Source organism: Pseudochrobactrum asaccharolyticum (assembly GCF_003314995.1).
GTDB lineage: Bacteria > Pseudomonadota > Alphaproteobacteria > Rhizobiales > Rhizobiaceae > Pseudochrobactrum > Pseudochrobactrum asaccharolyticum.
The window spans coordinates 85618-109626 of the sequence record NZ_QNRH01000004.1 but is presented as its reverse complement, the minus strand read 5'-3'; the positions used below and the strand labels follow the sequence as shown (position 1 = coordinate 109626).

The 24009-nt window shown below is 51.9% G+C and carries 21 protein-coding genes; 7 read left to right on the top strand and 14 right to left on the bottom strand.

Going from position 1 to position 24009, the window contains the following annotated elements; genetic code table 11:
* Positions 1-379: 379 nt before the first annotated feature.
* The 3 genes from hglS (at position 380) to DFR47_RS11680 (ending at position 4025) form a co-directional block, all read left to right on the top strand.
* Positions 380-1771, top strand: coding sequence for a 2-oxoadipate dioxygenase/decarboxylase HglS (gene hglS / locus DFR47_RS11690; RefSeq protein WP_113944610.1), 1392 nt, complete (start codon positions 380-382; stop codon positions 1769-1771).
* Between the two features lie 269 nt (positions 1772-2040).
* Positions 2041-3576, top strand: coding sequence for an L-piperidine-6-carboxylate dehydrogenase (gene amaB, locus DFR47_RS11685; RefSeq protein WP_113944609.1), 1536 nt, complete (start codon positions 2041-2043; stop codon positions 3574-3576).
* 131 nt (positions 3577-3707) lie between these two features.
* Complete coding sequence (locus DFR47_RS11680; protein WP_113944608.1) at positions 3708-4025, top strand: hypothetical protein; 318 nt, start codon at positions 3708-3710, stop codon at positions 4023-4025.
* A gap of 50 nt (positions 4026-4075) precedes the next feature.
* Here DFR47_RS11680 and DFR47_RS11675 read toward each other — a convergent pair whose 3' ends face one another.
* The 9 genes from DFR47_RS11675 to DFR47_RS11635 form a co-directional block, all read right to left on the bottom strand.
* The gene (locus DFR47_RS11675; protein ID WP_113944607.1) at positions 4076-4477 is read right to left on the bottom strand and encodes a GFA family protein; all 402 of its coding nucleotides are present in this window, start codon (positions 4475-4477) and stop codon (positions 4076-4078) included.
* Positions 4478-4805: 328 nt separating this feature from the next.
* A complete protein-coding gene (purU, locus tag DFR47_RS11670; RefSeq protein WP_113944606.1) occupies positions 4806-5690 on the bottom strand; it encodes a formyltetrahydrofolate deformylase in 885 nt (294 codons plus the stop codon).
* A 206-nt stretch (positions 5691-5896) separates the two neighbouring features.
* Positions 5897-6625: an SIS domain-containing protein gene (locus DFR47_RS11665; protein ID WP_113944605.1), complete on the bottom strand. Its 729-nt coding sequence runs from the start codon at positions 6623-6625 to the stop codon at positions 5897-5899.
* Entirely contained in the window at positions 6622-7794 is a 1173-nt protein-coding gene (gene nagA / locus DFR47_RS11660) for an N-acetylglucosamine-6-phosphate deacetylase (RefSeq protein WP_113944604.1), read from the bottom strand. Before nagA ends, DFR47_RS11665 begins: the two co-directional genes overlap by 4 nt.
* Positions 7794-8825: an SIS domain-containing protein gene (locus DFR47_RS11655; protein WP_113944603.1), complete on the bottom strand. Its 1032-nt coding sequence runs from the start codon at positions 8823-8825 to the stop codon at positions 7794-7796. The genes nagA and DFR47_RS11655 overlap by 1 nt, the downstream gene beginning before the upstream one ends.
* Positions 8822-9643, bottom strand: coding sequence for a GntR family transcriptional regulator (locus tag DFR47_RS11650; RefSeq protein ID WP_113944602.1), 822 nt, complete (start codon positions 9641-9643; stop codon positions 8822-8824). Before DFR47_RS11650 ends, DFR47_RS11655 begins: the two co-directional genes overlap by 4 nt.
* A 106-nt stretch (positions 9644-9749) precedes the next feature.
* Positions 9750-12848, bottom strand: a complete 3099-nt coding sequence (locus DFR47_RS11645) for an efflux RND transporter permease subunit (RefSeq protein ID WP_113944601.1) — start codon at positions 12846-12848, stop codon at positions 9750-9752.
* Positions 12848-13924, bottom strand: coding sequence for an efflux RND transporter periplasmic adaptor subunit (locus tag DFR47_RS11640; protein ID WP_113944600.1), 1077 nt, complete (start codon positions 13922-13924; stop codon positions 12848-12850). The genes DFR47_RS11645 and DFR47_RS11640 overlap by 1 nt, the downstream gene beginning before the upstream one ends.
* Before the next feature lie 32 nt (positions 13925-13956).
* Complete coding sequence (locus DFR47_RS11635) at positions 13957-15120, bottom strand: efflux RND transporter periplasmic adaptor subunit (RefSeq protein WP_113944599.1); 1164 nt, start codon at positions 15118-15120, stop codon at positions 13957-13959.
* Positions 15121-15258: 138 nt separating this feature from the next.
* Between DFR47_RS11635 and DFR47_RS11630 the strand changes: the two genes are divergently transcribed.
* On the top strand, positions 15259-16398 hold the full coding sequence (locus DFR47_RS11630) for an alpha-hydroxy acid oxidase (protein WP_113944598.1): 1140 nt from the start codon (positions 15259-15261) through the stop codon (positions 16396-16398).
* Positions 16399-16424: 26 nt separating this feature from the next.
* On the opposite strand, the gene DFR47_RS11625 is transcribed toward DFR47_RS11630, so the two are convergent.
* Entirely contained in the window at positions 16425-16886 is a 462-nt protein-coding gene (locus tag DFR47_RS11625) for an Lrp/AsnC family transcriptional regulator (protein ID WP_113944597.1), read from the bottom strand.
* A gap of 303 nt (positions 16887-17189) precedes the next feature.
* Here DFR47_RS11625 and alr point away from each other — a divergent pair, with 303 nt between their 5' ends.
* Positions 17190-18356 carry an alanine racemase gene (gene alr, locus DFR47_RS11620; protein WP_113944596.1) on the top strand — a complete coding sequence of 389 codons (1167 nt, stop codon included), beginning with the start codon at positions 17190-17192 and terminating at the stop codon, positions 18354-18356.
* Positions 18357-18413: 57 nt separating this feature from the next.
* Positions 18414-19670: a D-amino acid dehydrogenase gene (locus tag DFR47_RS11615; protein ID WP_113944595.1), complete on the top strand. Its 1257-nt coding sequence runs from the start codon at positions 18414-18416 to the stop codon at positions 19668-19670.
* Positions 19671-19723: 53 nt separating this feature from the next.
* On the opposite strand, the gene DFR47_RS11610 is transcribed toward DFR47_RS11615, so the two are convergent.
* A complete protein-coding gene (locus DFR47_RS11610) occupies positions 19724-20437 on the bottom strand; it encodes an autoinducer binding domain-containing protein (protein WP_113944594.1) in 714 nt (237 codons plus the stop codon).
* Between the two features lie 373 nt (positions 20438-20810).
* The gene (locus tag DFR47_RS11605; protein ID WP_170137491.1) at positions 20811-21146 is read right to left on the bottom strand and encodes a DUF4377 domain-containing protein; all 336 of its coding nucleotides are present in this window, start codon (positions 21144-21146) and stop codon (positions 20811-20813) included.
* Positions 21147-21222: 76 nt separating this feature from the next.
* On the opposite strand from DFR47_RS11605, the gene DFR47_RS11600 reads away from it, so the two are divergent.
* Positions 21223-22494, top strand: coding sequence for a TIGR03862 family flavoprotein (locus DFR47_RS11600; RefSeq protein WP_113944593.1), 1272 nt, complete (start codon positions 21223-21225; stop codon positions 22492-22494).
* A 42-nt stretch (positions 22495-22536) separates the two neighbouring features.
* On the opposite strand, the gene DFR47_RS11595 is transcribed toward DFR47_RS11600, so the two are convergent.
* Together DFR47_RS11595 and DFR47_RS11590 are read right to left on the bottom strand one after the other, a co-directional pair.
* Entirely contained in the window at positions 22537-23166 is a 630-nt protein-coding gene (locus DFR47_RS11595; protein ID WP_113944592.1) for a class I SAM-dependent methyltransferase, read from the bottom strand.
* An 8-nt stretch (positions 23167-23174) separates the two neighbouring features.
* On the bottom strand, positions 23175-23840 hold the full coding sequence (locus DFR47_RS11590) for a pseudouridine synthase (protein ID WP_113944591.1): 666 nt from the start codon (positions 23838-23840) through the stop codon (positions 23175-23177).
* Positions 23841-24009 lie beyond the last annotated feature (169 nt).

The window sequence follows — 24009 nt, the reverse complement described above, 5'->3', positions numbered from 1 at the left end:
CCTGCCTCGCATAAACATAGTCGATTTCGTCGCAATCATGCGGCCACTACAACTGATATGATCAATTTTAGTCATGATATCAACATCTGATACGTGTTTCCGACAGTCGAAAATCGATTTAAAAAGAAATTACGTGTCAAATTTAAAGCATATCCCGAATTCTGGCTGACATTTTTCGGATCAGATATGCGTTTATAGCAACATCAGGATGGTTTTGTGCTGCTCCCAAACAGCATAGATCCTTCCCGAAAAGCAGTTTCAGGAAAAACGCCCCCGATTTTCTTTATGAAACCGCATCAAGAGCAAAACAGACAGGGCTTTATCTTCTCCCAAGACAGATAACAGCTCCCAATACGGAAAGCCCCTAAGGAGGCAAACCATGAACTTCGTATCAGCCGACAGCATCCGCGCTGCATTCTCGGCCGCAATGTCCGCAATGTACCGTACAGAAGTGCCTGCTTACGGCACGCTGATGGAACTGGTTGCAGATGTGAATGCTGCGACACTGAAAGCCCAGCCTGAACTGCTCGCCCGTCTTGAAGATACCGATTCTCTGGATCGTATTTCCGAAGAGCGTCACGGCGCGATCCGTCTCGGCACCGCCGCTGAACTCTCCATGATGCGCCGTGCTTATGCGGTTATGGGCATGTTCCCTGTCGGTTACTACGACCTGTCCGCTGCCGGTGTACCTGTGCATTCCACAGCTTTCCGCCCGGTTGCAGATGCATCGCTGAAGATCAATCCGTTCCGCGTTTTCACCTCGCTGCTGCGTCTCGACCTGATCGCGGACGAAAAGCTGCGTAAGGAAGCTGAAGAAACACTCGCACAGCGCAATATCTTCACTGCCGGTGCGGTTGAGCTGATCGAGATTGCTGAAAAGCAAGGCGGCCTGACACAAGAACAGGCTGACAAGTTTGTTGCTGAAGTTCTGGAAACCTTCCGCTGGCACGATAAGGCCAATGTGAGCGCAGAACTCTACCACCGTCTGCACGACGCCCATCGTCTGATTGCTGACGTTGTGTCCTTCAAAGGCCCGCACATCAACCACCTGACACCACGCACACTCGACATTGATGCCGTACAGGCACAGATGCCAGCGCGCAATATTTCGCCTAAAGCTGTTGTTGAAGGCCCGCCAACCCGTAAATGTGCGGTTCTGCTGCGTCAGACCTCGTTCAAAGCTCTGGAAGAAGCTGTTTCTTTCACCGATGCTGCAGGCGAATGGAAAGCCGGTACACACACTGCCCGTTTCGGTGAAATTGAACAGCGCGGTATTGCACTGACACCAAAAGGCCGCGGCCTTTATGATACGCTGCTCGACAAGACCCGTGCACGTATCCGCCCTGCGCCGGATGGCTCGAATGCTGCTGAATATGTTCGAATCTTAAGTGAAGTCTTTGAAGAATTCCCGGATACATGGGCAGAAATCCGTGAACAGGGTCTCGGCTACTTCGCTTATAGCATTGCAGACCGCTCGAAAGCCAAGAGTGAACTGACCGCCGCCAATCTCGACAGCCTGATTGCTGAAGGCGCAATCCAGTTTGACCCGATTGTCTATGAAGACTTCCTGCCGGTCAGTGCCGCTGGTATCTTCCAGTCCAATCTCGGTGACGATGATACACAGGAATTCACTGAAAGCCCGAACCAGAAGCGTTTCGAAGCTGATCTCGGCGCAACCGTGCTCAATGAATTTGAACACTATGCCCGCATCGAGCGCGAATCTGTTGAGGGTGCATTGAAGGCTCTCGCCTTTACTGCCGCTGCAGAATAACTACATAACATATGAAAACGGCAATCTGCCCTCAAAGCGGATTGCCGTTCAGCTGTTTATACTAGAGCGTGTCCATTTAATTGAGTCCGCCACGCTCGCTCTAGTTTCATGAGTTGTCGCATTATCGCGGTCGTTAACTGCAACCAGTTAACTGCGAAATGCTCCGGAGCAGATTACTGCTCCACCGTACCAGATAGAATATCGAGCCTGTTCCCTTACCCGAACAAACGCCTGATATTCTGAACGATAAACAATAGGGAATGCGATTTATGAGCACCGAAAATAAAAAAGTGAACGTTAAGCAGGAAGCTGCTGACATTCTCGCCAAGCTTGGCGTTGACAGCGCTGCCTATACAGGCGGTGATCTTGCCTCGTTCAGCCCGGTTACCGGCGAACAGATCGGCGCCCTCAAGACTCATTCGGCTGCAGACACTGCCCGCATGATCGAAGAAGCTGACGCAGCATTCCGCACATGGCGCGATGTTCCGGCTCCTCGCCGCGGTGAACTGATCCGCCTGCTCGGTGAAGAACTGCGCGCTTCCAAAGCTGATCTCGGCCGTCTCGTTTCCATCGAAGCCGGTAAAATCATCTCTGAAGGTCTTGGCGAAGTTCAGGAAATGATCGACATCTGCGATTTCGCAGTTGGTCTGTCCCGTCAGCTTTACGGTTTGACCATTGCGACTGAACGTCCGGGTCATCGCATGATGGAAACATGGCATCCGCTTGGTGTTGTCGGCGTTATCTCCGCCTTCAACTTCCCGGTTGCTGTTTGGTCATGGAACGCAGCTCTGGCACTGGTTGCCGGTGATGCTGTTGTCTGGAAACCTTCCGAAAAGACCCCGCTCACAGCACTTGCTTGTGAAGCGATCTTCAACCGTGCGGCTGCCCGTTTCGGCGCAGATGCTCCTAAGGGTCTGTCCGCTGTTATCATCGGCGACCGTACAATCGGTGAAGTTCTGGTTGACCATCCGAAGGTTCCGCTGGTTTCCGCAACCGGTTCAACCCGCATGGGTCGCGATGTAGGTCCACGTCTGGCCAAGCGTTTCGCACGCGCTATCCTCGAACTCGGCGGCAACAATGCCGGTATCGTCTGCCCGTCAGCCGATCTCGACATGGCTCTGCGCGCGATTGCTTTCGGTGCCATGGGTACTGCAGGTCAGCGTTGCACCACCATGCGTCGTCTGTTCGTACACGAAAGCGTATACGACACACTGGTACCACGCCTGGTCAAAGCCTATCAGAGCGTATCCATCGGCAACCCGCTGGAAACCCCTGCACTGATCGGCCCGCTGATCGACAAAGCTTCTTTCGACGGTATGCAGAAGGCTCTGGCAGATGCCAAAGCACACGGCGGTAAAGTTGTCGGCGGTGAACGCGCATCAGTAGGTAGCGACACAGCTTACTACGTACAGCCAGCAATCGTTGAAATGCCAGAACAGGCAGGTCCGGTTCTCGAAGAAACCTTCGCACCGATCCTCTATGTGATGAAATACAGCGATTTCGACAATGTTATCGAACTGCACAACGCAGTTGGTGCCGGTCTGTCGTCTTCGATCTTCACACTGAACCTGCAGGAAGCTGAGCGTTTCCTCTCTGCATCCGGTTCGGATTGCGGTATCGCCAACGTTAACATCGGTACATCCGGTGCTGAAATCGGCGGTGCATTCGGCGGTGAAAAAGAAACCGGTGGCGGTCGTGAATCCGGTTCGGATGCATGGAAAGCTTACATGCGCCGTGCAACCAACACTGTAAACTACTCCAAGGCACTGCCGCTCGCACAGGGCGTATCCTTCGATATCGACTAATCGTCAGTACTGATGACAAAGAAAAGCCCCGCTATGCGGGGCTTTTTTATTGACTAAAATCGAACACAGGGTCTCTATTACATACGGTATTTACGTATATCTCATCGGAACTCTCCACAATGGAGGCTCGCATGCGTTTCGCTTTAGCCGTGCTGATAGCTATCATTTATATGGTGCATAGCCCGATTGTTCATGCGAGTGAGAACAATGCTGTGTTCTGCTCTAAGCTTGGTGAACTTGCAGGGCGCTCTATGGCGGCACGCCTGGAGGGCAAACCTCTGACGGATCTTCTCAAGGTTAAATTCGATCCGGCGGTCAGGGAAATTTTTCAGACGATTATCAGAGAGGCTTATGCGAGACCGCTGGTTGACGGTGATAATGCGTGGGTCAGAAATATGTCTGATTTCCGCAATGATGTTGAAGAGAAATGCCAGTCGTCTTTGAATTAATAACAAGAAACTAGAGCATCACCATGAATTAAGTACGCCTTCACCATGTCTCAATCTATATGCTGAATCGCTATAGTTTGAAGTGAATTTAGCCAGTGATGCTGCCTCACTTCCCAAGCTGAAATTGAAGGTGCTGAGAAAGCAGGGTCTGCAAAAGCTCCAACGGCAACAGCAACATGATCAGGCAATGCTTCTCCCTCCCAATAAACGGTTGACCCGCATGATGGGCAAAACTGAAATGATACTGAACGACCGGCATCAGACTGACGGGTAAACTGCGTTGATTGACCCGAAATTGTCACCTGCTGTTGCTTGAACCATGCCTGATTGCCGAAAACGGCTCCGGTTCGACGCTGACATTCAAGACAATGACACATCGAGACCCGCAGCGGTTCCCCCTCACAAATGATTTGCAGTTTTCCGCAGCTACAGGCAGCCAGATAGCTACTCATAAGATGCTCCATTTAATCAGCAGTGCTGGACGTTATGTTGCCCACTGCAATTGACAGGAGTGCCTACATTAGCATCGCCATCTTCTTTGAATGATCCCAACAAATTCTAAGACGTGCAAATTTTGGTTATGGCGTGGCGAAAATGGTGATTTTTGAGAACCGGCGCGCAGCGTACCCGCATAATCCTTCATCCTCTGATAAAAGGATTATGCAGTCTTAAAAATCACGGCAACCTTTACACGTCCTATTGGACGTGCGGTGCCGTGTGTACGTGAGCACCGGAAGCGCAGAAAATCGCCATTTGCAGCCCGTCAGAGCCGAAATTCTCTTAGCCCATGCGCTCAGAAGCGTAGGAACCCGGGCTCGCCGGAAATACGACGGTACGATTACCATTGAGGAAGACGCGGTGATGGATATGCGCATGGATGGCGCGTGCCAGAACCTGCGCTTCGACATCGCGGCCGATAGAAACATAATCGGCAGCCGACTGCGCGTGGGTAATACGGGCCACGTCCTGTTCGATAATCGGCCCCTCATCAAGATCGGCAGTCACATAATGCGCTGTCGCACCGATCAGCTTCACACCGCGTTCATAGGCCTGCTTGTAAGGATTGGCACCTTTGAAAGACGGCAGGAAGGAGTGGTGAATATTGATGATCTTGCCGGACATTTTCTGGCTCAGCTCATCAGACAGAACCTGCATATAGCGTGCCAGAACCACCAGTTCAGTGCCGGTCTGGTTGACGATATCCATCATCTTGGCTTCGGCTTCAGCTTTGTTTTCCTTCGTCACCGCAATGTGGTGGAAAGGAATATCGTGGTTCACAACAACCTTCTGATAGTCAAAATGGTTGGAAACCACGCCAACAATATCAATCGGCAGGCCACCAATTTTCCAGCGATAGAGCAGATCATTGAGGCAATGGCCGAAGCGCGAAACCATCAGCAGGGTTTTCACCGGCTTACGAGTATCGTGGAAATTATAGACCATGCCGAATTTGTCAGCTGTTTCCTGAAAACTGCCGGAAACCTCTTCAAAGCTTTTGCCTTGCTCGGAAATAAAGCTGACCCGCATGAAGAATTTATCAGCGCTGAGATCATCGAACTGGGCGCTGTCAACGATGTTACACCCCATACCCGCAAGATATCCGGAAATAGCGGCAACTATACCGAGGCGTGACTGGCAACTGACGGTCAACACATAATTCTGCATGGGGGTATCCCTTAAGCTTCAATGTTCCAATGATTACAGAGCCGAAAATTCCGGTTCCGTATGAAGCTCTTACACAGAATTTCCAGGCATAACAGTCCCGATTACGCTTTTGTTTGACGGATTCCTGCCATTTGCAGACAAATATGCAGAACCTATAATCTCAGGCTATAGACGTTGTTTTCTGAGATTATAGTTCGCAGCCTGTTTCAAAGATGCGGGTTACGCGCTTTGTATTTTTCGATCAAGCGGTCATTGATTTCTGTTGCACCCGGCATGTTAGCACTGCGATAGACCGGCACATCACTGCCTTCTTCTGCCAGTTCCGCCGCAACGGCGGTAAAGATCGCATGAAGAATGGTTGCGCAAACCGCTGTCGAGACAGCTCCGGCCTTCATCTCGCTGTTGGGCAAATCCATCATCGCATCACCCGCCGGAATTTCATTATCCAGCACCAGATCAGCCAGTTCGGATAGTCGTACACGGCCATTGGCAGCGCTGGCAGAATAAGAAACCGAAGTCAGCGCAATCACTTTTGCACCAACTTCGCGCCCGTATCGTGCAGCATCAACCGGCGCAGCATTCACACCGGAGTTGGAAACAATCAGCAGAATGTCCCCCGCACCAATATCATAGCGCTGCAACAAAGGCAGCACCATGCCACTGATACGCTCAAACTTGGTGCTGGAAGACGCGCCCTCATGCAGCATCGTAAAGGCTGAGAGAACCGGCACGGTAATCGCCAAACCACCGGCACGATAATGCACTTCTTCCGCCAGCATATGTGAATGACCGGTACCGAACACGAAAACGCGCTTATCATTGCGCGCAGCTTCGCCAATCATGGCAACAGCCTGTTTCATTACTTCGGCCTGACTGTCACGCAACTGCATAAGATGCGCTGTCAGCTTGTCAAAATAGTCATTGATAATGCTCATGCCCGCTGATCCTGTCGCTCACCGGAAATCCACGTAGAGCGAACATGGCACTGGTCATCCAGCCAGACCAGATCGGCTCGTTTTTTCGGTGCCAGCACGCCACGGTCTTTGAGCCGCATAAACTCTGCCGGATAGGAGGTTGCCATGCGCAAAGCCTCCTCGCAGGAGAGATCCAGCATCGCCATACCATAGCGGATACCCGATGCCATATCGAGATCAGAACCTGCTAATGTCACACGGTCTTCCAGCACCAGTTTCGGACAATAACCACCCTCGACGCGATAGACTGTACGACCGTTGAGCTGGAATGTATCGCGGCCTGAGCCGACCAGCGACATCGCATCAGTAACAAAGAACAAGCGCCCCTGCCCTCGTTTTGCCCGTAATGCCACCCGCAGAGCTGCAGGCTCAACATGATGACCGTCCGCAATAATGCCGCCCCATACGGACGGATGATCCAGTGCCGCACCGACAAGATTAGGCGCACGATGGCCGAACTGGCTCATCGCATTGAACAGATGGGTCACGCCACGCGCACCGGCATCAAAACGCGCCATCGCCATTTCATAAGTGCTGTCGCTATGGCCGATACTGACAATCACGCCGCCTTCAGCCAATTCACGCACCTGCTCCGGTGTCACCTGTTCGGCAGCCATTGTCACCAGCAGACAACCGATTTTCTGTGCCGCTGCAATCATCGCCTGAATATCGGCATCCTGCACAGGACGCATCAGTTCAGCCAGATGCGCACCTTTTTTCGCCGGTGCCAGATGCGGGCCCTCAAGATGCAGGCCGGCAACCCCTTTGTCTGTTGCAACGGCTTCAACCGCAGCAACCATTGCCTGTGCCGTTACATCACCGGTATCGGTGATTAAAGTCGGCAGCAGGCTGGTTGTGCCGTAAGGACGATGCCCTGCCGCAATGGTGAACATGATTTCCGGTGTCGGGCCGTCATTGAGCATTGCTCCGCCGCCGCCATTGACCTGCGCATCAATAAAACCGGGGCTGAGAATGCCGCCCTCCAGTTCAATGACCTGCACATTGTCCGGCAAAGCATCGCCATCCTGTACGAGGCGGACAATTTTGCCCTCCCCGATCAGCAAGGCTGTTCGTTCATGAAAACGATTGCCGTCAAAAATACGCGCACCACGCAGCAGCTGAAAATGCATCAGACAGTCTCCGTTACCTTATTCAGATTAAGCGGCTTATCAGGGTTGAAACCACGACGGCGGGTAACCGCCTCGATAATACGATAATAAGCGCCAAGTGACACCAGCGGATCAAGCAGAGCCGAACCCGTAGCCGGTGTTTTAATCTGGCTCCACGGTAAATCCAGTGGGGAAATTGTCAGGATATTACCGCCAATGCTTTCCAGATGTTTCAGTGCCTGCATATTGTGCTGATAGGCCTGATCCTGTGAAATAAACGCCACAATCGGGAAGCCTTTTTCCACCAGACGCATCGGTCCGTGCATCAGTTCGGCCAGCGAGAAAGCCTCTGCATGAATGGCTGAGGTTTCCTTTGCCTTCAATGCAGCTTCAAGCGCAATTGCCATCGACGGCCCGCGACCGCCGATAAATAACGACTGCTTTTCAGCCAGTGTATTTTCCAGCGCATTGCCTGCATCGACCTGAACCGCAGCCAGTGCATCCGCCAGATGATCAAGGCCGCTCTGCATCTCATTATCTTTGCTGACCGCAGCAATCACACCGGCCAGAGCCGCAGCAGATGCAATAAAGGATTTAGTCGCCGCAACACTTTTCTCAGGCCCTGCACCAATCCCCAGCACGATGTCGGCCTCATTGCCGAGCGGGCTATCGGTGACATTAACCACTGCAACCGTGACCGCACCGCCTTTTTTAGCCGCGCGCTGCATCGCCACGATGTCAGGGCTGGCACCGGACTGCGAAACCGTGAAATGCACGGCAGAGTCAAGTTGCAGCGGCGCATCATAAACTGACGCTACCGAAGGGCCCAAGGCCGCGACCGGTAAGCCGAGCTGAATTTCAGCGAGATATTTAAAAAATGTCGTCGCATGGTCAGATGAGCCGCGCGCGCAGGTCGAAATCAACGCAGGCTTGCGGGATGCAAAAAGCTTCGCGATTTCTTCAAAAACCGGCTTCTGCTCTTTCAGCATCTTCGCGACAACAGACGCTGCCTGTTCGGTTTCCTGAAGCATAAGTGTTGGTGATGCGGTCATCGGACCTCCCCCGTTTTAAGTTCCGCAATAAAATCATAAGCATCGCCGCGATAAAGCGAGCGTGTATATTCCACAATCCGGTCTGTCTGAGTGCGCGAGACGCGTTCCATCTGCAGTGCTGCGGCCTTATCCGCCACGCCAAGCAAACGTGCATTGACCGGATCAAGCACCACAGCCGTCAGACGCTGCAGAGCGCGCACCGGCTTATAACCCTGATCTTCCAGTGCTGCATAAAGTGACAGTGCACCGCTGAGCACCGCCTGTGCCAACTCGGTTTTCTGCCCTGCTTCATCGCGCGCAAGCGTCGCTGTTCCGAGCAATCGCTGCGGCACCACAGCACGCTCAATCGCCATGGGCATATCATCGGCAAGGCGCAAACGCTCAACACGTACCACCAGATCCTGCATGGAAATGCCAAGCTGAAACGCCTCTTCCGGTGACGGATGTCCGATATCACCGGACAGGATACGCACACCCGGCACTTTACCACGGGCGATCATATCCTGCGAGAAGGAGGTGAGCTGCCAGAGCGGCTGACTGATCTTTTTCGGACGTTCGCAAATATAGGTGCCGCTGCCGTGGCGGCGCTCCACCAGCCGGTTTTCCAGCAATGCCTGATAGGCCGAGCGGATGGTGACCCGCGCCAGTCCAAGCGCCTGCGCCAGCTCACGCTCCGGCGGCAGACTGCTACCTGCGGCAAGACTGCCATCTTCAATCAGATTGGTCAGAACCACGGCGACCTGCTTATAAAGCGGCCCGCCGGTCGTTTGCGCTGCTAATCCGCGCTGAAGAAGAGGAAGCAATCTGGTATTATCCATGGCACTGATACAATACCATTTTAAGACCAGTTGCAATTGAAATTATCTGTTTCACAAAAATAAAAGGGCAGCTCCGTTTCAGAAAGCTGCCCTGTATTTTTTTAAGTTACTGCACCAAGACCGGCTCGGCCGGCGGCACGTCAGAACTGCCTTCCGGCTCCTGCGGTTCCGGCTCTTTTATACGGAACCATGCCACGTAAAGCGCTGGCAGGAACAACAGCGTAATCACTGTGCCGACAATAATCCCGCCCATCATTGCATAGGCCATCGGGCCCCAGAACACTTCACGCGAAATCGGGATCAGCGCCAGACTGGCAGCCGCTGCCGTCAGCGCAATCGGGCGCATACGATGCTGGGCAGAATAATGAACTGAATCCCAAGGATGCATGCCCTCTTTAATATGATCCTCGACCTGCACAATGAGGATCACCGAGTTGCGTATTAGAATACCGATCAGCGCCAGCACACCGAGAATAGCCACAAAACCAAGCGGCTTTCCGCTCGGCAGCAAGGCCGCAACCACACCGATCAGGCCAAGCGGCGCGACCGCCACCACCAGAAACAGCCGCTGGAAACTCTGCAACTGGATCATCAGAATTGTTGCCATTACGAACAACATCAATGGCACAACGGCAGCAATAGGCCCCTGACTTTTAGCACTTTCCTCAACCGTACCGGCAATATGAACGGAATAGCCGAGCGGCAGTTTCTGCGCAAAAGCGTCAACCTGCCCCTTCATTTGCTCAACCACCGTATCCGGCATTGTCTTGTCGAGAATACCGGCAGATACCGTAATCGTCGGCATACGGTCACGGCGCCAGACCACAGGCTGTTCAATCTCGTAGCGGAAGTTGGCAATCGAAGCGAGCGGAATGGATTCCCCGTTACCCGTGCCGATTTGCAAGTTACGCAATGTTTCAATCCGGTCACGCTCCTGCGCCTGTGCCCGTACCACCACATTGATGAGATAGGTGGCATCGCGCACCTGCGTAATCGCCAGACCGCCGACCACACTATTCAGGGTCATCGATATATCTTTGGAGGAAACGCCGAGTTTGCGTGCTTTATCCTGCAATACATCAACCCGCACCACACGTGCCGGTTCGTTCCAATCAAAGGCGACCACACCCAGACGCTCATCTTTGCCCATAATATCGGCAACCTGATGCGCATAATTACGCACCGTCTGAATATCCGGCCCGCTGACGCGATATTGCACCGGACGACCAACCGGCGGCCCCAGCTCAAGAAATTTTACATAAGCATCCGTGCCGATATAATCCTTGCGCAAAACCGCATCAAATTTCTGCTTAAGGCGGTCGCGTGCTTCCACATCCTTGGCAACAATAATCATCTGACCGAAATACGGATTGACCGGCTGCACATCAAAGGTCAGCACGAAACGTACCGCACCCTGCCCGATATAGCTGCTCCAGTGATCAATATCCTCATTGCCTTTGAGCATAGTGTCTTCAAAACGCAGCATCTGCGCCTGTGTTTCGGCAATGGAGCTGTTTTCCGGCAGCTTCCAGTCAATCACCAGTTCCGGACGATCCGAAGACGGAAAGAACTGACGTTCAATCAGCGTTACGCCGCCCAGCGACACCAGAAACAGCGCAATCGTTGCAAAAATCGTTGTCCAGCGATAGCGCATACACCACAGCAAAGCAGCGGAAAAAGCCGCTGTCACACGACGTGGCTTTTCCTCATGTTTCTTCATGGTTTTTGGCAGGATGGTCACGCCGAGCAGCGGTGCAAAGAGCACCGCAACCACCCATGACACCACCAGCGACACCCCGATCACGACGAACAAAGTATAGGTATATTCACCGGCCTGACTGCTGTTGAGGCCAATCGGGATAAAACCGGCAATCGTCACCAGCGTCCCTGTCAGCATCGGAAAGGCCGTATGCGTATAAACATAGGTCGCCGCTTTATTGATCGGATCACCCGCCTCAAGCCGTGCAACCATCATTTCCACCGCGATCATCGCATCGTCCACCAATAGACCGAGCGCGATAATCAACGCGCCGAGTGACACACGTTGCAGCGAAATATCCATATATTGCATGGTGAGAAACGTGATCGCCAGCACCAGCGGGATCGACAGTGAAACCACAAAACCGGCACGCACACCAAGACTGATAAAGCTCACCGCGAGAACGATAACCACCGCCTCAAACAAGGCTTTGGTGAAACCGGACACCGCATCATCCACCACTTCCGGCTGATCAGCGACCTGATGCACTTTAATACCAATCGGCAGTTCGCCTTCGACATGCACCATCAATTCATTCAGCGCTTTACCAAAATCCAGCAGATTTTCATTCGGTTTCATACCGATTGCCAAACCAATTGCCGGTTCGCCATTCACACGAAACAGACTTTCCGGCGGATTGGTATAACCACGCTTGATCTCCGCCACATCGCTGAGGCGGAAGAAGCGGTTATTGACACGAAGATTAACCGCCTTCAGGCTTTCTTCCGAGGTGAACTGTCCGCTCACCCGTACCGAAAGCCGTTCAGGACCGGCATTAATCACACCGGACGGCGTAATCGCATTCTGATCCTGCAAGCTCTTTAAAATCGCCTGCTGATCCAGTCCCAAAGCTGCAATCTGTCGGGAGGAGAATTCAAGAAAAATCACCTCATCCTGCGCACCGATCAGATCAACTTTGCCTGCACTTGGCAGTTGCAACACCTGTGTGCGAACCGTTTCCACATAATCGCGCAATTGTCGGTGACTCAGACCATCTGCGGTGAAAGCATAAATATTGCCAAACACATCGCCAAACCGGTCGTTGTAATAAGGTCCGTATACGCCTTCAGGAAAGTTGCCTTTGATATCATTGATCATATTGCGGGTCTGGAGCCAGATTTTCTCCACATCCCGTGCTTTTGTCGTTGCTTTCAGATTAACGAAAATAACCGCTTTTCCGGGCGTCGTCACCGATTTGGTAAAATCGAGACTGTCCAGCTCCTGCAGTTTCTTCTCAATCCGGTCAGTGACCTGATTGATTGTCTCATCCACCGATGCGCCGGGCCAGTTGGCCTGTATCAGCATGGTTTTAATGGTGAATTGCGGATCTTCTTCGCGCCCCAGATTAATATAGGCAGCACTACCTGCAATCAAAAACACCAGCATGAAATACCAGACCAGCGAACGGTGATTAAGCGCCCAGTCAGAGAGATTAAACTTCTTCATTATTTCTCTCCCTGCGGCAGCTTAACTTTTTGACCATCGCGCAAACTGTTCACACCCGCACTAACAATATGCTGACCCGCCTCTATTCCCTGAACGATAAAGTCCTGATCTGTGCGGCGGACAACTTCAACCGGCTGACGGCGAACAGTCTGGCTTTGCGCATCGGCAATCCAGACATAGGCCTTGCCATCCCGCTCCAGCAAAGCAGAAAGCGGCAAACTGATCTGTTCCTGATGATTACCATTACTGCGTAACGCCGTAATGGTTGTACCCAGACGAAATGCTTCCGGCGCTTCATCCAAAGTGATTTTCACCCTGCGCAAACGGGTTGCACTGTCGGCCTGTGGTGCGATTTCCCGCACATGACCTTCTGTTTGCACAACCGGATCAGCTTGCAAGAAAATGATAAATTTATCTCCGGGTTTAACGTCTTCGGCAATATTATCCGGCACATCCACGACCGCTTCACGCACATCAGGCCGCGCAATGGTCACTACACTTTGTCCTGCCGACACAACCTGTCCGACCTCGGCACTTACCGCAGAAACCACACCGGCAAAGTCGGGCTGTAATTGCGCAAAACCACGCTCATCCTCAGCTTTACGCAAGGCAGCTTTAGCCTTTTCCAATCCGGCAGCAGCGGTATCGCGCGCCTGTTTGGCATTGTCATAAATTGCCTGAGAAATACTGCGCGTTGCCAGCAGGCGTACTTGCCGCTCTTCGGTGGCCTGCGCATTAGCATATTGCGCCTCGGCACTGGCCATATCCGCCTTAGCAGCCTGCAAATTCAGATCAAGTTGTGCGGGATCAATCATCGCCACGACCTGACCTTTTTCAACCATATCACCAATATCAACATTGCGCTGGATCAGCCGCCCGAGCACACGAAATGCAAGATCGGTGCTATATTGCGGCTCCACTGAACCGGCAAAGCCTGTTTGCTGGGATGGTTCTGCCTGCGCTGTCACAAACAAAACAGGACGAACCACTTCCGCTGCTTCGTCCTGTTTTTCACCACAGGCAGCAAGCATCACCAAAGATCCTGCGACTGCGGCGCCGAGAAGTTTGCGTTGCATTGTTCTGACGCTCACGACTGTCTTTGCTCTGCTCATTGCGTAACACTCTTTTCATCTACCATCAGCAGATCAACAACAGAGCCTTCACCAAGCATCTGCCCACCGCGTGTGATCACCATCTGACCATCCTTCAAACCGTCAGAAATGATAATTTTCTCACGCTCATAATCCAGAACATCTACCAGCACAGATGTGACACTATTTGTCTTCGGATCAAGAACCCAGACGGCAGGTTTGCCATCCTGTGCGGTCATTGCGCTCCACGGCAAAACCACTGCACGCACTGCCGGTAAAGACAGCGTGCCGGTGACCGGTGCCGCGAGCGTCATTGCTGCCGGTGGTGTATCCAGTTCTACTTTAATGCGCACAGTACCGGTCGTGGCATTCACCACCGGCGCGATTTCACGGACATGGCCGGTTGCCGTAACTGTCGGATCAGACACCAGCGACAGGCTCACCGGCGGCAAGCCTTGCATGTCAGGCTTGCCTCCAATGGTTTCAGCATGGGCGGCCAGAGCTTCCTGCACATCAAACACAGCATCACGCTCACCATCTGCGGCGATCGTAAAGGCCGTCTGTGCAGCCTGCACCAATTGTCCGGTTTCAATATTACGCGCCGTTACCACACCGGAACGCGGTGCACGCAATTCGGTGTAGCTCATCATATCCTGTGCATTTTTCATCTGGCTCTGAGCAGAAATCAGTGCAGATTCTGCCCGCTGTTTATTTTCTTCCGCCGTGCCGAACTGCCCGCGTGTGGTAAAGCCTTGCTTCAGCAAAGCCTGCTGACGTACATAATTCGCTGTTGCCTGTACCAGCTGTGCCTGCGCTGCGTTCAAAGAGGCCTGAGCGGAACGTAAAACCGCTTGCTGCTCAACAGCGTCTATCCGCGCCAGAAGATCTCCAGCCTCGACCTTTTGCCCGACATCAGCGTTGCGTTCCGTCACCTGACCGGAAGCCCGAAAAGCAAGATTAATCAGATTACGTGCAGCGACAGTACCGGTTAAAACCAGTTGCGGGCGATATTCCGTGACCTTCACGGTTTCAGCACTGACAGCCACGCGATGTGCACTATAAAGGGCTTTATCTTTCAGTTGATCTGTTTGCGACTGTGCTACCGCAACGGAAGCTGTGACACACAACAAAATCCCTTGAGAAAACAAACGTAAAATAAGCTTACGCGCACCGGTTATCATCAGTACAACCTTTTAAAAATCATCGTTGTACAGCAAAGATAGCTGAACATCCGTTTTTTAACAGCCAGTCTTGTACTGACCTTATAAAAATTGAATAATATTAAATAACTTAAGAAAAAAATTCAGAAAGCAAGCACTATGAGTACTGTTCTTGAAATCGCTGATCTGAAAAGACTGGCTCAACGCCGTGTACCGAAAATGTTTTTCGATTACGCAGATTCCGGCGCATGGACAGAATCAACCTATCGCGCCAATGAAAGCGACTTCGCTAAAATCAAACTGCGTCAGCGCGTGCTGGTCGATATGACTGACCGCTCATTAGCCAGCACCATGATCGGCCAGAATGTTGCGATGCCCGTAGCCCTCTCTCCGACAGGTCTCGCAGGTATGCAACATGCAGACGGGGAAATTCTGGCAGCGCAGGCCGCAGCAGAATTCGGCGTGCCTTTTACGCTTTCCACCATGAGCATCTGCTCGATTGAAGATGTGGCAGAGGCAACCAAAAAACCATTCTGGTTCCAGCTTTATGTGATGAAAGACCGTGATTTTGTACGCAATTTGATTGAACGCGCCAAAGCGGCCGGTTGTTCTGCTCTGGTCTTGACCCTCGACCTGCAAATTCTTGGCCAGCGCCATAAAGATCTGCGCAATGGTTTGTCTGCCCCGCCGAAATTCACGCCGAAGCATATCTGGCAGATGATGACCCGCCCGCAATGGTGCCTTGGCATGATGGGCACCCAGCGCCGCACATTCCGCAATATTGCCGGCCATGCCAAGGGCGTCAGCGATCTCTCCTCCCTGTCCTCATGGACTGCGGAGCAGTTTGATCCGAAACTGAACTGGGATGATGTGGAATGGATCAAAAATCTCTGGGGTGGCCCGCTGATCCTCAAAGGCATTCTAGATGAAGAAGATGCCCTGATGGCTGCAAAAACCGGTGCCGATGCGATTATCGTCTCCAATCATGGCGGCCGCCAGCTCGATGGCGCACCATCTTCCATCTCCATGCTGCCACGTATCGTGGATACAGTTGGCGACAAGGTGGAAATCCATCTCGACGGTGGTATCCGCTCCGGTCAGGATGTGCTGAAAGCCGTCGCCCTCGGCGCCAAAGGAACTTATATCGGCAGACCGTTTCTCTATGGCCTTGGCGCAATGGGCAAAGCCGGTGTAACCAAAGCACTGGAAATCATCGCCCGTGAGGCCGATGTCACTATGGCATTGTGTGGCAAACGCCGGATCACGGATGTGGACGCCTCAATTTTACACAAAGACTGAGCATTACAACAAGCGCAGAGCGCCCATCATTTCACCGGCGCTCTGCTCAAAAGCACACTGCGGATTGAGAAGCTTGAGTGAATACGAACCACTCCTGGCAGACGTGAGAGAATTTCTTTGTGAATGACCTCATAGGCCGCCGTATTTTCTGCCTCAGCGCGCAAGATATAATCCGCATCACCGGTCATCAGATAACATTCCTGAATCTCCGGATGACGGCGCACCGCTTCTTCAAACCGGTTGAGATATTCCTCCGTCTGCCGCTCCAGCGTAATACGCACCAGCGCCACCAACCGGTCATCAGCATCAGGTGCCGCAACAATCGCCGTATAACCGCGGATAACCCCGCTTGTTTCCAGCATCTGCACCCTGCGCAAACAGGCCGATTGTGATAAGCCCACCTCTGTGGCAAGCTGACTATTGGTCATGCGACCGTCACGGCGCAGACAACGGATAATATTACGATCTATAGCATCTAAGGTCGACACGCAGAATATTCCAATTCTCAGTATTTTATCGTGCTAACTTACCCATAATTCGCATAATTTGCGAAAAATAGCAAAAACATTCGAAGACTATTCGATTAAACTTCGAAATAGGGAGAGAGATACGGCTCAGCATTTCGCGCATGAAATTCCGGCGCTGAAGCGATGCTGCCTCTTATACAAAATTGTTTGCCCTTTCTGCGGTATTTGCCTCAGCCTCGTCACCGAACAGCACCGGCTGTTTCGCCAGACAGAGGTTCAGGCTAACCGCATGAAAGGCCAGACATTGACAATGCGGAAGTGCTTATGTCTGTAATCTTTGCTGATACTCGTACGCCTGAGTCAGTTGACACCTCTGATAACCAGTTGGCACTGGCTGCAGGCGGCATTCTGACCATCGATCTCGGTGCTCTCCGCGCCAATTATAAGCACGTCGCCGATGCGATCACTCCGACCCGCACCGCTGCTGTTGTCAAAGCCGATGCCTATGGTCTAGGCGCAGATAAAGTCGCCCCGCAATTTTATGCAGCCGGTTGCCGTGACTTTTTCGTTGCGCATCTGGGTGAAGCCCTCAACCTGCATCCGCATATCGGCAAAGACGCCACGATTTATATTCTGAACGGCTTACAGCCACAGACAGAACAGCTCTGTGCAGGGCATAATATTGTGCCGGTGCTGAACTCCCTTGAGCAACTCAGCAACTGGGCAGCTTTAGCCAACTCCCAAAACCGCAAGCTCCCTGCCCTTCTGCAGCTCGACACCGGCATGTCCCGTCTCGGTCTGTCTGAACAGGAATTGCAGACACTCGTCGCCGACCTTTCCCTGCTTGACGGCGTGGATGTAAAATTCATCATCAGCCATCTGGCCGCCGGCGATAATGTTCAAAGCCCGCAGAATAAAGCGCAGCTGGAACGCATGCAGGCAGCACTCAAGCTTTTGCCGCATCATGCCGTTGCCTTTTCCAATTCCGGCGGCACTTTTATGGAACGCAGCTATCATTACGATCTGGCGCGTCCCGGCATTGCCCTTTATGGCGGCGCTCCGCAGGAAAACCTGCCAAACCCGATGCGGCCGGTCGTATCATTACAGGCGCGGGTTATTCAGTGCCGCACCGTACCGGCCAAAACACTGGTCGGTTATGGTGGCAGCTACGAAACACAGGCTGAAACTCGCGTTGCAACAATTGCAGTCGGCTATGCTGACGGCTGGCTGCGGCACCTGAGCAATAAAGGCTGCGCCTATTATGGTGATGTGCGCCTGCCAATTATCGGCCGCGTTTCCATGGATTCGATTACACTGGATGTCAGCGCATTGCCGGAAGGCACATTGAAGCTCGGCAGTCTGGTTGAACTGATCGGCCCGCATCAGACACTGGAGCAAGTGGCTCAGGATGCAGGCACCATTGCCTATGAGGTGCTGACATCTCTGGGGAACAGATATCATCGCATTTATATCAACGACATTCTTGCTTGAAAATATATCGCGACTGCATAGGCAGCATTTCAAGCCAAGCTCTGACAGAGGCAGACCATGAAAGTTACAATACTCGGCAGCGGTGTTATCGGCGTAACAACCGCCTATTATCTGGCAAAAGCCGGCCATGAAGTGACAGTGATCGACCGTCAGGAAGGACCGGCGCTTGAAACCAGTTTCGCCAATGCCGGCCAGCTTTCCTATGGTTATTCCACACCTTGGGCTGCTCCGGGTATTCCGCAGAAAGCGGCGATGTGGCTGTTCAAAAAACACTCCCCGCTGATTTTCCGTCCGACCTGCAATCCGGCAATGTATAGCTGGCTGATGTCGATGCTGGCCAATTGCACTGCATCGGCCTATGCGACCAACAAAGCGCGTATGCTGCGTATTTCCAACTATAGCCGCGAATGCCTGACCGAACTGCGCAATGATACCGGCATCAGCTATGATGAAGGTTCAAAAGGCACCCTGCAGCTGTTCCGCAGTCAGAAAGATTTTGACGCGGTTATGACCAAGGATATTGAAAGCCTGCGTCAGGACGGCATTAAATTCGAAGTGCTTGATGCGGAAGGTTGCACTCAGGCAGAACCTGCTCTTGCCAATGTAAAGCACATGATCGCCGGCGGCCTGCGTATGCCAGATGACGGTACAGGCGATTGCTTCACTTTCACCAATAAGCTGGCCAAAATGGCCGAAGAGCTTGGCGTTAAATTCCACTACAATGTGGATATTAAAGGTTTCCAGCTCAACAGCGGCAAGATCGTTGCGGTTGAAACCAACAAAGGCACCTTTACTGCTGACCGTTATGTTGCAGCGCTCGGCAGTTTCACCCCGCATCTGGTAAAAGGCCTTGGCCTCAATGTGCCGATCTATCCGGTGAAGGGTTATTCCATCACTATTCCGATCATTGATGAATCCCGCGCACCGGTTTCCACCATTCTCGATGAAACTTACAAGATTGCGATCACCCGCCTCGGCGACCGCATCCGCGTTGGTGGGATGGCTGAAGTCACAGATTATGTGACCCGCCTGTTGCCGGAACGCCGCGAAACACTGGAACTCTCTGTTGGCGGCCTCTTCGGTGGTGCCGGCGATCTGTCCAAGGCAACCTTCTGGTCTGGTCTGCGTCCGATGACACCGGATTCAACCCCGATCATCGGGGCAACCAAATATGATAATCTTTACATCAATGCCGGTCACGGCACACTCGGCTGGACAATGTCAGCCGGTTCTGCCCGCGTGATGGCCGATCTGATCTCCGGCAAAAAACCGGACATCGATACATCCGATCTCGGATTGTCGCGCTATAAATAATCGCGATCACTCCTCCCAGAAAAGCCGCTACATTTTGCAGCGGCTTTTTTTGTTCAGAGCAAACCGATCAGATGCGCCTTCATCACCGCATGAACTTTGTTAGAAACAATTAGTTTGTTCAGCACATTATTCATATGAAAATGCACTGTGCGCGGTGTGATGTTCAGAATGATAGAAATATCCTCAGCGGTTTTACCGTCCCCTGTCCAGCGCAGGATTTCCCGCTCACGCAGCGTAATAATCTGATCTTCCGTATTATACGTCTCATCAAGATGATAAAAATCATAGATTTTACTGAACAGAGACAGACTGATCTGGCGCAACTCCGGCTCAAGATCTTTTAGTTCGGCTTTACTGATCGCTCCGCTCTGCCGACTGAATGATAGAAAGCCTGCGATTGATTGCGGCCCCCAACATGACTGGGTAACGCCAACGGAATGCCCGTCGCGCTTCATCTCCTGCCACAAAATCTTGTTCTGCTGATAGAGCTTTTCAGTCCAGACCACTGGCCTGGAGGAGCGCATAGCCATCTGAATAGCAGGGTCACTCAGGATACACTCATTATGCGCATAATAATGACGCCAATTTTCTGAGTAATTATCAAAACCCTGAATTTTCGGGCGGGTCAAAGACTGCGGAATCCGGATTACAAAACTATAATACTCAAAACCAAACCGGATAGCCTGGCTACTGATAATATCGACAAGTTCAAATTCCTGCATATCTGTTAAACTGGCATCATAAAGTATCGGCCGTGATATGTTCATCGGAAAAACCTTATATTATTGCGAAGTATCAATAAAAATAAAAAACATAAAATTCAGAACACCCAAACAATAACAATACAAATAAAAAATAACAATAACTTAGATTAAAATTCAATAAAAACAACAAAATCACAAACAACACATATTTATTTCAAAATAAAAATGTTTATTTATTGAATCGCATTGATCATAAATTAATTCAATCTAAATAAAAAATGAAAAACAATAACAGTTTTTTTATGGCGTGACATTTTTGCCATGCTTTTCTGAATGTGAATCTTACGATTTCTGAATTACCTATTCCAGATCTGACGGAAAATAAAAAAGCCTGCTCTCAGAGCAGGCTCACTATTTTAGAAATCCAGAAAATAAACTATTTCTTTTTGCTCAAGACCTTTACGAGCTTATAGTTCAGGCTGGAAGCATCCGCCGGTGGGTTCTTAACTTTGGTTATATTCACCCTCAGCTTATATTTATAACCCGGTTCATAGTCGAAACCGTCAATTCCGTTATAGAACAGTGTCCACTCACCCTTAGGGCTGGTACGCACCTGCATACATTTTTGCGGGCCCACACCAACACAATCCACCAGCTTGTTATTCACATAGAGTGTCTCGGTTTTACCGGCGGCATTTGCCTGCGCCACCGGCAACAAAGCCGTGCTAAAAAGAGCAGCAGCAATAGCCGGAATGATCAGGGTCTTTTTCATAAGCATCTCCATGGTTGCTTCTTACTTGCGTCAGCTTCGAACTTAGCTAAAACAAGCTGAACTGCAGGTGAACCGAATGACATTGACAAACACAACCACAAACAACGCGACCATTGCGATTATCGGCGGGGGCCCGTCGGGACTTGCTGCTGCCGAAATTTTATCCGCAAACGGACATGATGTTACAGTTTATGAAGCAATGCCAACCGTTGCCCGCAAATTCCTGCTGGCAGGAAAGTCCGGGCTCAATATCACCCATTCAGAGCCCTATGAACGTTTTCGCACCCGATATGGTTCCGCCGCACAGCAATTAATTCCGGCACTTGATAGTTTTACACCCACCGACATCTGCGAATGGACAGAAAAGCTGGATATTGAGGTCTTTACCGGCAGTTCGGGACGCGTTTTTCCAAAGCGCATGAAAGCCTCTCCGCTTCTGCGCAACTGGGTCGCACGACTGGAAACGCAAGGCGTCAGCATTTTAAAACGCCATCGCTGGAAAGGCTTCAGAGGTGATGCCCTGTTATTCGATACGCCGGAAGGTGAGATCGAGAAAACGCATCATGCTGTTTTGCTGGCTCTGGGTGGCGCAAGTTATCTTCGCCTTGGTTCTGATGCGGCATGGGTGCCATGGCTTGCAGAAAAAGGCATCGTCATTGCGCCGTTTCGCCCTGCCAATTGCGGATTTGATGTTGAATGGAGTGCGCTGTTCCGCGAACGCTACGCAGGCGCACCGCTGAAATCGGTTGCCGTCACTTCACCCGCAGGCCGGATTGAGGGTGAATTTGTTATCTCGCAACACGGTATCGAAGGCAGCCTGATCTATGCGCATACTGCCGCATTACGCGATCAGTTAGAGACAAATGGTACAGCCAGCTTCTCCCTTGATCTCACACCAGCCCGCTCGCTTGAGCGGTTGATCCGTGACATCACCAAACAGGGCAACAAAAGCAGCTTCTCCAATCGCCTGCGTAAAGCCACGGGCTTGGAAGGCGTGAAAGCCGCATTATTGCGTGAAATGGTGCCGGATATCCATCAACTGACACCGGAAGACCTTGCCCGACAGATTAAAAATCTGGCAGTGCCGCTGCTGCGCCCGCGTCCGATTGCGGAAGCGATTTCTTCTGCCGGCGGCATTGTCTGGGATGAGGTCAGCGAAAACTACATGCTGCATAAATTGCCAGGCGTTTTTGTTGCCGGTGAAATGCTGGATTGGGAAGCGCCGACCGGCGGTTATCTGCTCACCGCTTGCTTTGCCACGGGCCGCGCTGCCGCTGAAGGCATGATGGACTGGCTTAAAGCTTATAGCATTTCCAGCAAAAGTGCGAAGCGGTTTTGCGTTGGATAATGCGTAAAAACAAACAGTTACAGCGGTTCCAACGATTCAGTCTTAACTGGAACCGCTGTAAGTTATCTTCGCCTTCACAAACACATCATAACGCGTGCTCTTGCCCAAAATCTGATGCGACGGCTTGCGAATACCTGCCATCGACTCGGCACGCAGCGGCCATTTCAGCACAACACGGTTGAGCGCAACGTCCAGCGCCACCTGCATCAGCTTTTCCGCATCGGGGTCAGTGCCGACAATCTCACGGATCTGGCGCATTTCCTTTTTGACCAGCGCTGTATTTCCGCGCGGCGGATGCATCGGGTCGACCAGCACCACTTGCGGGTTCAACGCCGGCAATAATTCAGAAGAATCCCCGTGCAATAATGTCATACGCGCCACGGTCTCCGCTAAGCGCCCGCCTTCAGCCGCCGCCCGTTCCAGTCCTGCCGCCAGCAATGCATGCATTTTTTCGGAGCGTTCAATCAGCGTTACATTCGCGCCCAGTGAGGCCAGCAAAAATGCATCGCGGCCAAGCCCGGCTGTGGCATCCACAATATCCGGCGTAACACCGCGCACCAGTCCTGCCGCTTTGGCCAGCGCCTGCCCGCGCCCCTCACCGGAGCGGAAGCGATGCCCGACTGCACCGCCGACAAAATCAACAATCAGGTCATTATCATCTGTTTGCTGCATATCTTCTCTCAAAACGGACAAGGGATGGTAAAATTCACAGTGCGCCCATCTGGATGGCGGAAGCTCAGGCTTTCCGCATGCAATAATAACCGGTCTGCAGCCTGCAATGCAGCGCCTTCCGCATAGAACTCATCGCCAAGCATCACATGACCGATGGCTCTCATATGCACACGCAGTTGATGCGTGCGTCCGGTCAGCGGAAACAAGCGCACACGTGTTGTCTGTTCATTGCGTTCCAGTACCTGCCAACGGCTTTGTGCAGATTTACCATGCTCATAATCCACACGGTGACGCGGCTTATTCTGCTGATCAATCGCCAAGGGCAGATCAATCAGCCCCTCATCTTCCGCCACATTGCCCCAGACTACAGCGACATAAGATTTCTCCGTACTGCGCTCTTCAAACTGTCTGGCAATCAGCGCATGAGCTTTGCGATTCAGCGACATCAGCACAACGCCGGATGTATCCTTGTCCAACCGGTGAATCATCAGAGCTTTAGGAAACTGCTTCTGTACCCGTGTTGCCAGACTATCCGACAATGCAGGATCGCGCCCCGGCACAGACAATAAACCGCTCGGCTTATCCAGCACCAGAATATCCGCATCCTGATAGATCACCGAAAGCGGATCCATAGGCGGATTATAAACAGGGGAAACTGAAGAATATGCACTCATAGCCCCCTCTAACATAATTTGTCAGCTGCATAGAAGAGCGACTTTGAAGGTAAGCTGAGAAAAACCGGAACTGAATGGGCAGTTCAGCGGTTTATAAAAAGCGTTACCCGCAAAATCTGCACCGTTTCCGCACTTAGAAAAGGATTGTGATGCACCATTTCCGATATTT

What these genes read in the sequence shown, in the direction of transcription:
- DFR47_RS11675 (WP_113944607.1), bottom strand. Translation starts at nt 4,477, where the DNA reads ATGAGTAGCTATCTGGCTGCCTGTAGCTGCGGAAAACTGCAAATCATT.
- DFR47_RS11595 (WP_113944592.1), bottom strand. Translation starts at nt 23,166, where the DNA reads ATGCAGCAAACAGATGATAATGACCTGATTGTTGATTTTGTCGGCGGT.
- DFR47_RS11610 (WP_113944594.1), bottom strand. Translation starts at nt 20,437, where the DNA reads ATGAACATATCACGGCCGATACTTTATGATGCCAGTTTAACAGATATG.
- DFR47_RS11640 (WP_113944600.1), bottom strand. Translation starts at nt 13,924, where the DNA reads ATGCAACGCAAACTTCTCGGCGCCGCAGTCGCAGGATCTTTGGTGATG.
- DFR47_RS11605 (WP_170137491.1), bottom strand. Translation starts at nt 21,146, where the DNA reads ATGAAAAAGACCCTGATCATTCCGGCTATTGCTGCTGCTCTTTTTAGC.
- DFR47_RS11650 (WP_113944602.1), bottom strand. Translation starts at nt 9,643, where the DNA reads ATGGATAATACCAGATTGCTTCCTCTTCTTCAGCGCGGATTAGCAGCG.
- DFR47_RS11630 (WP_113944598.1), top strand. Translation starts at nt 15,259, where the DNA reads ATGAGTACTGTTCTTGAAATCGCTGATCTGAAAAGACTGGCTCAACGC.
- DFR47_RS11655 (WP_113944603.1), bottom strand. Translation starts at nt 8,825, where the DNA reads ATGACCGCATCACCAACACTTATGCTTCAGGAAACCGAACAGGCAGCG.
- alr (WP_113944596.1), top strand. Translation starts at nt 17,190, where the DNA reads ATGTCTGTAATCTTTGCTGATACTCGTACGCCTGAGTCAGTTGACACC.
- DFR47_RS11680 (WP_113944608.1), top strand. Translation starts at nt 3,708, where the DNA reads ATGCGTTTCGCTTTAGCCGTGCTGATAGCTATCATTTATATGGTGCAT.
- DFR47_RS11635 (WP_113944599.1), bottom strand. Translation starts at nt 15,120, where the DNA reads ATGATAACCGGTGCGCGTAAGCTTATTTTACGTTTGTTTTCTCAAGGG.
- purU (WP_113944606.1), bottom strand. Translation starts at nt 5,690, where the DNA reads ATGCAGAATTATGTGTTGACCGTCAGTTGCCAGTCACGCCTCGGTATA.
- amaB (WP_113944609.1), top strand. Translation starts at nt 2,041, where the DNA reads ATGAGCACCGAAAATAAAAAAGTGAACGTTAAGCAGGAAGCTGCTGAC.
- nagA (WP_113944604.1), bottom strand. Translation starts at nt 7,794, where the DNA reads ATGCATTTTCAGCTGCTGCGTGGTGCGCGTATTTTTGACGGCAATCGT.
- DFR47_RS11665 (WP_113944605.1), bottom strand. Translation starts at nt 6,625, where the DNA reads ATGAGCATTATCAATGACTATTTTGACAAGCTGACAGCGCATCTTATG.
- DFR47_RS11645 (WP_113944601.1), bottom strand. Translation starts at nt 12,848, where the DNA reads ATGAAGAAGTTTAATCTCTCTGACTGGGCGCTTAATCACCGTTCGCTG.
- DFR47_RS11615 (WP_113944595.1), top strand. Translation starts at nt 18,414, where the DNA reads ATGAAAGTTACAATACTCGGCAGCGGTGTTATCGGCGTAACAACCGCC.
- DFR47_RS11590 (WP_113944591.1), bottom strand. Translation starts at nt 23,840, where the DNA reads ATGAGTGCATATTCTTCAGTTTCCCCTGTTTATAATCCGCCTATGGAT.
- hglS (WP_113944610.1), top strand. Translation starts at nt 380, where the DNA reads ATGAACTTCGTATCAGCCGACAGCATCCGCGCTGCATTCTCGGCCGCA.
- DFR47_RS11600 (WP_113944593.1), top strand. Translation starts at nt 21,223, where the DNA reads ATGACATTGACAAACACAACCACAAACAACGCGACCATTGCGATTATC.